Genomic DNA, 11954 nt, shown 5'->3' with positions numbered 1-11954 from the left:
GCAGGCTGTTTCCATGACACAATGCTTTGGCTGTTGGACTCTGTGCGGCTTACGGGTGCGGGTCGATACCCAGCAGAACAAGATCCTGCGCATCGCTGGTAACCCTTACCACCCCTTATCTCATGACTACCACTTCCCTTATCAATTACCGATAGGCGAAGCGCTGCAACGTCTTGGCGGTGAACAGGGCATGACAGGGCGCTCGACCGCTTGTGCCCGCGGGGCAACCCTGTTGGAAGGCGTCGATAGCCCTTACCGCATCACGGAACCGATGAAGCGAGTGGGGCCGCGCGGTAGTGGTAAATGGCAGCGTATCAGTTTTGAACAATTAGTCGTCGAGGTGACCGAGGGTGGCGATTTATTTGGCGAGGGGCCGGTTGAGGGGCTGCGCGCTATCCGTGATTTGGATACACCCATTGATGCTAAACAGCCCTCTTTAGGCCCGAAAGCTAACCAATTGCTGGTAACCAATGCCGGTGATGATGGGCGAGATGCTTTTATTCAGCGCTTTGCTCATCAGGCATTTGGCACCAAAAACTTGGGTAGCCACGGTGCCTATTGTGGGCTGGCCTACCGCGCCGGTTCTGGTGCGTTGATGGGGGATTTGGACAAAAATGCCCATGTTAAGCCTGATTGGGATAACGTCCGTTTCGCCCTGTTTTTGGGAACCTCACCGGCGCAATCGGGTAACCCGTTTAAACGTCAGGGGCGACAGTTAGCCAATGCCCGCCAACGGGATGATTTCAATTATGTGGTGGTCGCTCCTGCTTTGCCGCTGACCACCACACTGGCCAATCAACATAACCGCTGGGTTCCGGTACTGCCGGGAACCGACGCCGCACTGGCGATGGGAATCATCCGCTGGATTATTGAACAGCATCGGTTTAACCACGCTTATCTTGCCATTCCTGGTGAAATGGCGATGCAAGCCGCCGGGGAGCGCAGTTGGACTAATGCCAGTCATTTGGTTATCACCACAGAAACCCATCCGCTGGCGGGGCAGTTTTTACGCGCCAATATGTTGAGTGGTGAACCCGTCGCTGAGGGAGAAGAAAGCCCTGTATTAGCGCAAGCCATTGATGGAGCGTTACAACCCGCCGCTCAGATGTTACAGGCCGAATTGTTCGTCACCCAAGACGTCACCTTACATGATGGTCAAAAGGTACAAGTGCAATCGGGCATGACATGTCTGCAACAAGCTGCTGCGCGCTTTACGCTGGCCGAATACAGCCAGCAATGTGGCGTGCCGGAAGCGACAATTATTGGTTTAGCTCGCGAGTTCACTGCCTATCAGCGTCAGGCTGCGGTGATTTCACATGGCGGCATGATGGGGGGCAACGGGTTTTACACCACCTGGGCAGTCATGATGTTGAATGCCATGATTGGTAATCTCAACCTTAAAGGCGGTGTGTCGGTCGGCGGTGGCAAGTTTGATGGTTTTGCCGATGGGCCACGTTACCAGTTAGCCACCTTTGTCGGCATGGTTAAGCCAAAGGGGCTACCGCTATCGCGCAGTAAACAGCCTTATGAAAAGTCAGAAGAATATCAGCAGAAAATCCAACAAGGGCAATCAGGTTATCCGGCCCGTGGCCCGTGGTATCCGTTTGTTGGCGGGCAGTTAACCGAACAATTAGCCCCAGCACTGGCGGGTTACCCCTATCGGCTGAAAGCCTGGATAAGCCATATGACCAACCCGCTGTATGGGGTGGCGGGCCTACGCAATCTGATTGAAGAGCGGTTGCAAGACCCCCGTCAGTTACCCTTATTCATCGCTATCGATGCTTTTATGAATGAAACCACCGCGTTGGCAGATTATATCGTGCCGGACACGCATAATTTTGAGAGTTGGGGATTCAGTGCGCCGTGGGCTGGTGTACTAGTGAAGGCCAGCACCGCTCGTTGGCCAGTGGTGGAGTCACGTACGGCCCGCACCGCACAAGGTGAACCGGTGGCAATGGAGAGTTTCTTGATTGCTGTTGCTAAGGCGATGAAGTTGCCGGGATTTGGGGCTAATGCCATGCAGGATAGCGAGGGGAATAGCTTGTCGCTGGATCGCGCGGAAGATTATTACTTACGCGCGGCAGCCAATATTGCCTATGGTGGCGAAAAGCCGCTGCCAGCGGCCGTTGATGACGAATTGCGCTTAACCGGCGTCGATCGTCTATGGCCTGCACTTCAGCGCAGTTTGTACCAAGACGAGCAGCGGCGTGTGGCTTATTTGCTGGCGCGTGGTGGGCGGTTTGCGCCGTATGAGAAAAGCTGGAACGGTGACGCCACTGGGCCACAATGGAAAAAACCACTGCAAATCTGGAATGAAAATGTGGCGAAACATCACCATGCCATTACCGGTGAGCGCTACAGCGGCTGCCCGACCTGGTATCCGCCGCGCCTGGCGGACGGCTCGGATGTGTTCCAGCATTATCCGGTAACCGACTGGCCATTACGCTTGATGTCATTTAAGTCTCATCTGATGAGCAGCTCAACGGCGATGATTGAGCGCCTACGTGCGGTCAAATCCACCAATTTGGTGGCGATCAACCCACAAGATGCGCAGCGCAATGGTATTCAGCATGGTGATATTGTGCGGTTAATGACCCCGGGAGGGCAGATGGAGGTGCAAGTCAGTCTATTGGATGGCGTTATGCCTGGTGTTGTTGCCATTGAACATGGTTATGGTCATCGCGAAATGGGTACCAGAGCTCACACACTGGATGGCGTTGTGATGGCGTCAGACCCACGAATCGGCCAGGGAACCAATTTGAACGATCTCGGTTTTACCGACCCCACCAGAGAAGTCCCCAACACCTGGCTCGATTGGGTGAGTGGCGCGGCAGTCCGGCAGGGGCTACCGGCTAAATTGCAACGAATAAGCTAATACAAGACAATTTTAACCCAAGGATAAATAAATCCCTCTCACTTGCAGAGGGATTTTTTATTTCTGCGTTATGATAGTGCTGGTGTATTTATTGGTTAATCACTTACGTGGTGTTATTCATTCTTATCGGAGAGCCGTCGATGACAGCTGCAAAACTCAGTGCGGGATTATTGGTCGTCGGGGGCATATTGGGTTATTTCGGTGCCGATTGGCAGAGCAAAACGTTACTGATTGCCGCTGGAGTTGCTTTACTCACCGGCGTCGTTCTCTCCGCTTTTACTGATCGAGATTGCCGCTAGAGATGTGCCCTGTTGGTGTTTCAGGTATTATATGCGCCGCACGGGGTGACCGGTGCCAAAATATCAGTTCTATTGCGCGATGATTTACCGTGGTTAGCAGTCGAATGACTTACGTAACCCATTGAGCAGTAATTAAATATTTATCAGTAACCTCTCTGAAAGACAGGAAAGTACACCATGCCAGTGTTACATAACCGAATTTCTAATGAGGAACTTAAAGCGCGCATGTTGGCTGAAACCGAACCGCGCACCACAGTTTCTTTTTATAAATACTTCATATTGGAAGATGCGAAAGCCTTCCGCGATAACCTCTATAGCCAATTTATTAAGCTCGGCGTTTTCGGCCGGGTTTATGTGGCCAAAGAGGGTATCAACGCCCAAATTAGCGTGCCTGCCAACCGTTATGATGAATTTAAAGTGGCGCTGTTTGCCGCACATCCTGCGTTGGATCAGGTACGGCTGAATGTCGCGCATGAAGATGACGGCAAGTCATTTTGGGTGCTGCGTATGAAAGTCCGCGAGCGCATTGTGGCTGACGGCATCGATGATGATAGTTTCGATCCCAGTAACGTCGGGTATTATCTGAAGGCCGATCAGGTTAATCAGATGATTGATGACCCCGATACCTTGTTCGTCGATATGCGTAATCATTATGAATACGAAGTAGGCCATTTCGAAAATGCGATAGAAGTTCCTTCGGATACTTTCCGCGAACAATTACCGATGGCAGTTGATATGCTACAACATGACAAAGAGAAGAATATTGTTATGTATTGCACCGGTGGGATTCGCTGTGAGAAAGCCAGCGCCTATATGTTGCATAATGGTTTTAAAAACGTCTATCACGTCGAAGGCGGGATTATCGAATATGCCCGCAAAGCAAAAGAACAAGGTTTGCCACTTAAATTTATAGGTAAAAACTTTGTTTTTGATGAGCGGATGGGTGAGCGGATCTCGGATGATGTTATCGCGCATTGCCATCAGTGTGGCACACCAAGCGACACACATACTAACTGCAAGAATGATGGCTGCCACTTGCTATTTATTCAGTGCCCCGCTTGTGCGACAAAATTTGAAGGTTGCTGTAGCCCGATTTGTCAGGAAGAGCTGAAGCTACCTCAAGAAGAGCAACGCGCTCGCCGGGCTGGACGTGAAAACGGCATTAAGATATTTAATAAGTCTAAGGGGTTACTGCAAACAACGATGCATATTCCCATACCGGAAAAGGGCATAGATAAGTAATATCTGGTGCTATTAAAATAAGGCGTTGTCGGTTATTTTATCCGATAACGTCTTTTTTTTGCCATTTTGAGCCGTGGCGGTTCCAATACAAGGATTGATAATGACAAAACCTGTGGTAAGTGGCCAAGGGTTGCGCTTAGTTGCGATGCTGGCAATGTTGGTCGTGATTATGGCTGGGATCAAGGCGGCGTCGCCTATAGTAGTTCCCTTTTTACTGGCAATATTTCTCGCTATTGTTTTAAACCCGTTGGTGAAATTACTCGAGAAAATAAAGATCCCCCGCACACTGGCTATCGTCTTACTGGTAACCATTATTGTTTTGCTGATGGCATTGCTGTTTAGCCGCTTAGGTTCTTCATTAAATGAATTTGCCCGTTCATTACCGCAATATCGCGGAATGATGCTGGAAAAAATGCGCGACCTGCAAGAATTTGCTATGCGCTTTAATATCGAATTCTCGGTGGATGACATCATGAAGCATGTCGATCCCAGCATGGCGATGAACTTTATTACCCGTCTGCTTAGCCACCTTTCTGGAGCAATGGCCAGCACCTTCTTGCTATTAATGACAGTCGTCTTCATGTTGTTTGAAGTCGAGCGCTTGCCTTATAAAATGCAATTGATGTTTGATAACCCTGAGCAAGGAAACGCCATTTTACGCCGCGCACTGAATGGTGTGACACATTATCTGGTGATTAAGACCATTATTAGTATCGCGACGGGGATTGTTATTTGGTTATTTTTGGCCGCGATGGGGGTCAGATTTGCATTCTTATGGGGGTTATTAGCTTTTGTTCTCAATTACATTCCTAATATCGGGTCAGTATTAGCCGCCATCCCACCTATTATTCAGGCTTTGCTATTTAACGGTTTTGCCGACGCATTTGCCGTAACGGGGGGTTATATCCTCATCAACCTGATTGGCGGTAATATTATTGACCCGCGCATGATGGGGCGCGGCTTGGGGTTATCAACGCTGGTGGTATTCTTATCATTAATTTTCTGGGGATGGCTATTGGGGCCAATAGGTATGTTGCTCTCAGTGCCGTTAACCATTATTGCCAAAATCGCACTAGAATTAACGCCTGCTGGTTATAAGTTTGCAGTGTTACTGAGTGATGGTAAGCCTGCCAAAACTGAGGCGGAGAAGCCAATATCTTGATTTGAAAATCTGAGGGCAGCAGGTGATTTCTATACCTGCTGGCCCACTCAATGCCAGAGGGATGGTTCGGGCAGTAAACTAATAGAAAAAGAAATAAATATCCAGCGCCAACAATATCAACCACAAACAGATATAGAGTATTAGATGCTCCCGCACATTATTGATAACTATTGAAAGCAATTTATTTAACATACTGACTGCCTGCGGCTAAAATCATCGCGCATTATAGGTGTTTTTAATTGGATAAACAATAATCTGGAAGTTAAATTAGTGTGTTTTGAAATAATCAAAAGAAATGATTTATCTACAGATATGTGCGTAAAAGATGAAAATTGGAGCGTGGGGGTATATAAAATAATTTAATTAGAATGTAACCGATACTGGCTAACAGCAGGCTGTTTTGCATTATATTGTTCCGGCTACATTACTCGTGATTTAAACTTATATAAATATTGGCTCGGCTCGGTATTAAGCACTACTTGGAGATGTTTTTCTAAATATAGACTAATTTCTAGTAGAGATATTTGAATACGTTGTAAATAAAACACAGCTCCAAGCGATTCCTGACTTTTATTTTCTCAGTAATATGGCGTTTATGTGAGTAAACGGTGCTATCGCTGATATTTAATTTTTTAGCGATACGGTAGTTGGGCATTTCTGTCATCCAATAGCACATGACTTTATGTTCTTGTGGGCTGAACAGTGATGCGGGGCATGACAGATGTGACTTGCCTGCATCGTGTGAAACACGGGATAAGCTTTGAAGCAGTTCAGGCAAATGCTTTTTAGCTAGAATAGAAACAGAGCCAGTCAGAGGGATTGGTGTTTCACTAAATGGATAGGCTGCATCCAGATAAATATAAACTTTTGCCTGATCACAACAACGTATAAAATGTTCTAATAATGGACAATGACCACCAAAACGACAATATTGGGTAAGATTAACAATTATTATCTCAGGATTAAAATCCTGGATAGTTGATGTTGCTTGTTCAACCGTAGGTACATCTCTTAATTTAAGCGATGTTGAGTTATTTAAATAAGTATTTACCCCTGAGCGGGTATAAAAACATTCATCAATAATTAATATCTTCATATGACATACATCCTTGTCTAACTGCAACCATACCTGGCTGCACACAAGGGTAAGGTAATCCTCTGATGACTACGGCGTCAATTCGGGATTTGCGATGTTTCTTGACGGATTTAACGAATAAACCTCCTGCTAATAATAAAATTAAGAGTGTTTTGTACTGAGATTGAAATATAAGAAATGCAAATAAATTGCCAATAACTCATCTTAAAAGCAAATGAGTATTGGCAACAATTTAATCAGCGAATTGTCATTCGTGGCCTAAGAATGAGTAAATCGCGCAAGTGAAAAGGCAGAAATATCAATAGGTGACGTTTTATCTTGCGCAAAGAGTGCGGCGACTTCACCCAGTGCAGTGGCAAACTTAAATCCATGACCACTTAAGCCAGTCACCACCATAATATGGGGGTTATCCGGCAAGGTGTCGATGATGAAATCTTCATCAGGGCTCATATCATAACTGCATGCTGCGCCATGTAGGCAAACACCCACGCCAGGTAAGAAATGACGCAAAAAGCCAAATACTTCGGTACCATCTTCAGCATAAGCACCAAACGACTTACGCTGTGCGGCTGATTCTATCGGTTGACCACCATTATGTTTACCCAATTTCAGTTCATCATTTTGTGAGGGAAAACCGTAGTAATGAATGTTATCCGGAGTCTCTACGGTAAATGCCGGGAAATGATTCCCTTCACTGTAGCGACCATCGGCATGGTGCCAGGAGAAGACTTTGCGTATGGCTGTTATGGGTAATTGCGGTAGTAACTCTTTCACCCAGGTTCCGGCGGTGACCACCACTTTCCTGGCGCTGTAGGTACCATCAATAGTCACGACATCAACCCCATTATCCAAGGGTTCAATCGCGGTAACTGGGCAGTTAAATAAAATACCGCAACCCGCCTCAGTGACGGCTTTGATCAGTGTTTTTATCGCCAATTCTGAGCGCAGATAACCCGACTGTGGTTCGAACACACCAATATAATTATCCGGCACAGTAAATACCGGCCATTTCTCACGAACCTGCGCTGCATTTAAAATGTCGACCGGTAAATTATATTGTTGCGCGCTGAGTTGTGTATTTTTCAGGAAAGTCGAATCATCAGGTCCCAAATTGAGTACACCACTGGCCTGAAACAATTTTTCACCGGTATGAGCGGAGAGTTGATCCCACAGTGCTTGTGCGCGTAATACTAATGGAACATATTTCTCGCCTTCACCGTATGCATGGCGAATGATTCTGGTATCGCCGTGGTGGCTACCTGACTGGTGAGGAGGCATTGCACTGTCAATCATCAGCACTTTTAAACCAGCTTGTGAGGCGTAGTAACCTGCGGCGGAACCGACGGAGCCACTACCAATGACAATCAAATCATAATCCATATTTTTCACCTTGGTGAATATCATCGCTAGCCTTATTTAACACTGTTCGATTTGCAATGCAGTTTTATCCTGATAATAAACAGAATGATTTAAATGAAAGGCGGCAAGTCGCGATAAAAATTAAAACGATAGTAATAGCACGGGGTCAGGGAGAGCAAAAGGGATGTTAGCGATATTATGGTGGGAACGGTTAATAAAAAGGCATCAAGTGATATTCACTGATGCCTTTTTATGCGCGTTGAGAAATTAATTGTAGGTGATAATTAATGCTTACGACGGTCAAGATCTTGGTATTCTGATGACTCAATTTTAGCAATGCCTGCTTCTAAGATATTTATTAATTGGCGTGCAACATCAGTCGTCAGCCAGAGTGTTCTATCAACCAGCGCATCTTCAGGCGGTTGATCCATGGAAGACAGGTAATGAAGACGTATCATCATCGCGTCATATGCATCTACAGTGCTGATATCCCAACCTACGAGCGGGTGAGTCTGGATAACTTCATCATTTCTGTCCATAAAGACCCCTTATATAGTAGTTACTAACTGGAGTGACTAACGAGGATCAATGCGACTCAATACTAAGTGAACTTTTTTAGTATACGCAAGCGCTGGTGAATGTGGAGATTATCAACAGATCTTTACAAATTATTTATTTTCTGATGATTAATTAAGCGAAGATTAAAATGAAAAAAGCCGAGGAGCGATTCCCCGGCAAAACAGCATTTACCTATACCCGTCATACTTAAAGCTGCATGTGTGTTGGCTACGCTCAATAACCCGAATCACTTACGACACAGTAAGCTCATCGGAATTTTCTCGCTTGCCGCCTTCCCGCAACTTAAATCATTTAGGATATACAACATATTTTTTATTGTGATTTATTCCGCATCGAACCAATCATCCGCGCTTTCCCATATTTCTTGTAATATTTCAGAGATGAGATCTTTATCGGTTTTGGCACCGCCTAAAACAGAAAGATTATTGGCCCCGGCATAACGCACTTGTACTGCGGTAGTGGTATCCGGGAATTTAGTATTCAGTCGTTTACTCAATTCATTGGTGAGTGCTTCGATAGCACCTGCGGGTAACTGATTTTTTTTATCAATACTGACTTCAACACGCATATTTAGCCCTCCGAATATTTATACTGGTTATTTATACAGTATAAAAATTCGGGCTGCAACTGGCGGATAAAAAAATTTGAGGCAGTAGAGAAAAGCGCGCTCTACCGCCATAGTTATCAAGCTTTAACTGACCAGTTGATGCTCTGGCCGGCAAGGAAAGGAATAATAGATTCGTTTCCGAGTGAGATTTCTTCTGGTTGTTGGAAAGGAACCCGAACCAATTCAACAAAATCTTCGTTAACGGGCAGACCATAGAAACGTGGGCCGTTCAAAGAGCAGAATGCTTCAAAATGTTGCAGTGCGTTCATCTCTTCAAACACAGAGGCATACGCTGGAAGTGCTGACGGGGCATTGAACACACCTGCACAGCCACATGATGACTCTTTACGATGTTTGGCATGCGGTGCTGAGTCAGTTCCGAGGAAGAAGCGCTCAGAGCCACTGGCAACCGCTTGACGCAGGGCTTCTTGATGAGTACTGCGCTTTAGAATCGGCAAACAGAACAGGTGAGGGCGAATTCCACCAACCAACATGTGATTACGATTGAACATCAAATGCTGAGGGGTGACGGTCGCACCAAGGAAACGATTGCCTGCCAGCACATAATCGGCTGCGTCTTTGGTGGTGATATGCTCAAAGACAATTTTCAGCTCTGGGAATTGACGGCGTATCGGTTCCAGGATTTGGTCAATAAAGCGAGCTTCACGATCAAAAATGTCCACAGCCGCGTCAGTGACTTCCCCGTGGATCAGTAACGGCATGCCTATCTTCTGCATCTGTTCAAACAGCGGATAAATTGCTGGAATATCAGAAACCCCATGGGTTGAGTTGGTGGTGGCATTGGCCGGATAAAGCTTAGCGGCGGTAAACACACCTTGTTCAAAACCGAGAGTCAGTTCATTGACGTCCAGAGTATTGGTCAGGTAGCACGTCATTAGCGGTGTGAATTTATGGCCCGCAGGAATTGCCGCCAAAATACGTTCCCGATAGGCAATGGCACTGGTAACTGTGGTTATCGGGGGTGTCAGGTTTGGCATGACAATAGCCCGAGCAAACACCTCGGAAGTATAGGGCAGCACGGTACTGAGCATTTCGTCATCACGTAAATGAATATGCCAGTCATCGGGGCGGCGAATTTTCAGGGTTTGGGGTTGTGCAGTCATTCAACGAGCTCCGCAGTCATGATGAGATATCGGGGTTTTTGTGCTGTTTCCGGCGGGGTCTAAGGATAAGCGGAAAGTGCTCCAGATGCATCTGATTGTTACGGCTAAGTTGAAAACAATGCAAAAAGGGGCTCTTATAGAGAGGTTTCGAAAAAATTGCCCAAGTTGGTGAGCGATTGATTTATCGTCAAATACGCTAGTTAAATGTACAGATGGGAGAATAACTATGGAAGTTCGCGTTATTGCCAGTTTAGTGGCGAAACCTGAGTTTATTGCTGAGGTTACCGCCGCAGTTCATCAGGTTATCGAACCGAGTCGTGAAGAGAAGGGGAATCTGCAATATGATCTCCATGCTGAAAGCGACCAAAAAGGCTCTTTTGTGTTTTTTGAGCGCTGGGCATCTGAGGATGCATTAGAAAAACATAATAAAACCGAACACTTCAAAGCGTTTGTCAAAGCTATTGAAGGCAAGTTGGAAAGCCTTGAGATAAAGAAAGTGAAGCAAATCGCGTGACAATCTTTGCTCAATAAAAAACCCGCCAAATGGCGGGTTTTACACTATTAGGGCCGAACGATATTGCTACTATTCAACCGATTGTGGCTTTGTTGCTGGTGCTGTTGCTTTAGTTGCTGCCGCATGACCACCCGCAGAACCTTTACCTGCAAAATCAAAGGCTGGACGTTCCCAATGGCCTTGGCTTGGCGATGCTGGTTCGTAATCAGGTGCTGGTGCTTTGGTCATTGGCGCTGAAGCATAGTGCTTGAATAACACACCTTCAGGATGAGCAACAACTGGCTGCTGCGGTGCAACGGCAACAGGAGCTGTGTCGGTTGGTGATTCAGTTACCGTAGCTTCTTCTGCCACAGTATCTTCAACCACTGTTTCCGTCACGATTGGTGCTTCAACCACCGCTTCTTCAACTACAGCTTCTTCAACTACAGCTTCTTCAACTACAGCTTCTTCAGCGACTGTCGCATCTTCAACTACAGCTGCTGTTTCTTCAACAACAGGCTCTTGGGTTACGGCTTCTTCCATGACAGCGACGGGTTCCATTGTCGTTTCAACCACAGTTTCTGCTGCTGGTGCAATGTCAGTTACCTGAGTAGGTTCTTCAATCGCACGGGTTTCAACGATTGGCGCTACAGTTACCGTTTCTACAATTGCCGTTTCTACTATTGCTGTTTCCACAACAACCGGCGCACGGCCCGGTACGGCAGCAGCGGATGACGAAGAACCACCTGGCTTATGTTGTGGGGCTGGAGTCGGCACGACAGTTTCAGTTACGGCAGCAACGACAGGCGCAGCAACGACAACAGGTGCGGCAACAACAGCGACTTGTTCTACTACAGCAGTAACTTCCTGCACGTACTCAACTGGCTGTGGTTCTGCAACCGGATTTTCCACAAAGGCGGGTTCAAACGGTTGAGCTACTGGATAACGCACCCACACTTTACCTGATGCCATTTCTGGTGAAGCGAAAGCACCCGCCAGCGGCATAGCTGACTGAGTTGGGTAGCGCTCATCACGATAGCGGCGACGGCGTTGACCACTGACACGCAGGTGGCGAGGTGAGCGGCGAGAGCGACGTGGCATGCCATTTTCATTGTTGC

The 11954-nt window shown here is 46.8% G+C and carries 11 protein-coding genes and 1 pseudogene; 5 read left to right on the top strand and 7 right to left on the bottom strand.

Annotated elements, in window-relative coordinates:
- The 4 genes from ttrA to ACNSO8_RS06995 all read left to right on the top strand — a co-directional run.
- Positions 1 to 2875 (top strand): tetrathionate reductase subunit TtrA (gene ttrA / locus ACNSO8_RS07010; RefSeq protein ID WP_418394222.1); only part of this gene is annotated, 2875 nt, incomplete at its 5' end.
- Between the two features lie 140 nt (positions 2876 to 3015).
- Positions 3016 to 3174, top strand: a complete 159-nt coding sequence (locus ACNSO8_RS07005) for a hypothetical protein (protein WP_019083411.1) — start codon at positions 3016 to 3018, stop codon at positions 3172 to 3174.
- Positions 3175 to 3351: 177 nt separating this feature from the next.
- The gene (locus tag ACNSO8_RS07000) at positions 3352 to 4416 is read left to right on the top strand and encodes a rhodanese-related sulfurtransferase (protein ID WP_019083410.1); all 1065 of its coding nucleotides are present in this window, start codon (positions 3352 to 3354) and stop codon (positions 4414 to 4416) included.
- Between the two features lie 100 nt (positions 4417 to 4516).
- Complete coding sequence (locus tag ACNSO8_RS06995; RefSeq protein ID WP_005170771.1) at positions 4517 to 5578, top strand: AI-2E family transporter; 1062 nt, start codon at positions 4517 to 4519, stop codon at positions 5576 to 5578.
- Between the two features lie 78 nt (positions 5579 to 5656).
- Here ACNSO8_RS06995 and ACNSO8_RS06990 read toward each other — a convergent pair whose 3' ends face one another.
- The 6 genes from ACNSO8_RS06990 to pyrC form a co-directional block, all read right to left on the bottom strand.
- Positions 5657 to 5770: a DUF2770 family protein gene (locus tag ACNSO8_RS06990; RefSeq protein WP_071988901.1), complete on the bottom strand. Its 114-nt coding sequence runs from the start codon at positions 5768 to 5770 to the stop codon at positions 5657 to 5659.
- A 319-nt stretch (positions 5771 to 6089) separates the two neighbouring features.
- Positions 6090 to 6674, bottom strand: a complete 585-nt coding sequence (locus tag ACNSO8_RS06985; protein ID WP_019079808.1) for a LuxR C-terminal-related transcriptional regulator — start codon at positions 6672 to 6674, stop codon at positions 6090 to 6092.
- Between the two features lie 258 nt (positions 6675 to 6932).
- Entirely contained in the window at positions 6933 to 8054 is a 1122-nt protein-coding gene (gene solA, locus ACNSO8_RS06980; protein ID WP_418394221.1) for an N-methyl-L-tryptophan oxidase, read from the bottom strand.
- Positions 8055 to 8317: 263 nt separating this feature from the next.
- Positions 8318 to 8572, bottom strand: a complete 255-nt coding sequence (gene bssS, locus ACNSO8_RS06975) for a biofilm formation regulator BssS (protein WP_005157914.1) — start codon at positions 8570 to 8572, stop codon at positions 8318 to 8320.
- Between the two features lie 362 nt (positions 8573 to 8934).
- The gene (gene dinI, locus ACNSO8_RS06970; RefSeq protein ID WP_005157917.1) at positions 8935 to 9180 is read right to left on the bottom strand and encodes a DNA damage-inducible protein I; all 246 of its coding nucleotides are present in this window, start codon (positions 9178 to 9180) and stop codon (positions 8935 to 8937) included.
- A 116-nt stretch (positions 9181 to 9296) separates the two neighbouring features.
- Positions 9297 to 10343, bottom strand: a complete 1047-nt coding sequence (gene pyrC, locus ACNSO8_RS06965) for a dihydroorotase (RefSeq protein ID WP_263699714.1) — start codon at positions 10341 to 10343, stop codon at positions 9297 to 9299.
- 226 nt (positions 10344 to 10569) lie between these two features.
- Here pyrC and ACNSO8_RS06960 point away from each other — a divergent pair, with 226 nt between their 5' ends.
- Positions 10570 to 10857 carry a putative quinol monooxygenase gene (locus ACNSO8_RS06960; RefSeq protein WP_019079805.1) on the top strand — a complete coding sequence of 96 codons (288 nt, stop codon included), beginning with the start codon at positions 10570 to 10572 and terminating at the stop codon, positions 10855 to 10857.
- 69 nt (positions 10858 to 10926) lie between these two features.
- On the opposite strand, the pseudogene ACNSO8_RS06955 reads toward ACNSO8_RS06960, so the two are convergent.
- Positions 10927 to 11954 (bottom strand): annotated as a pseudogene (locus ACNSO8_RS06955) (ribonuclease E); the annotation flags it as partial.

It is taken from the genome of Yersinia sp. LJYL362, from assembly GCF_048323875.1.
The sequence above is the reverse complement of the archived record's forward strand: the minus strand, read 5'-3'. Positions and strand labels throughout refer to the sequence as shown.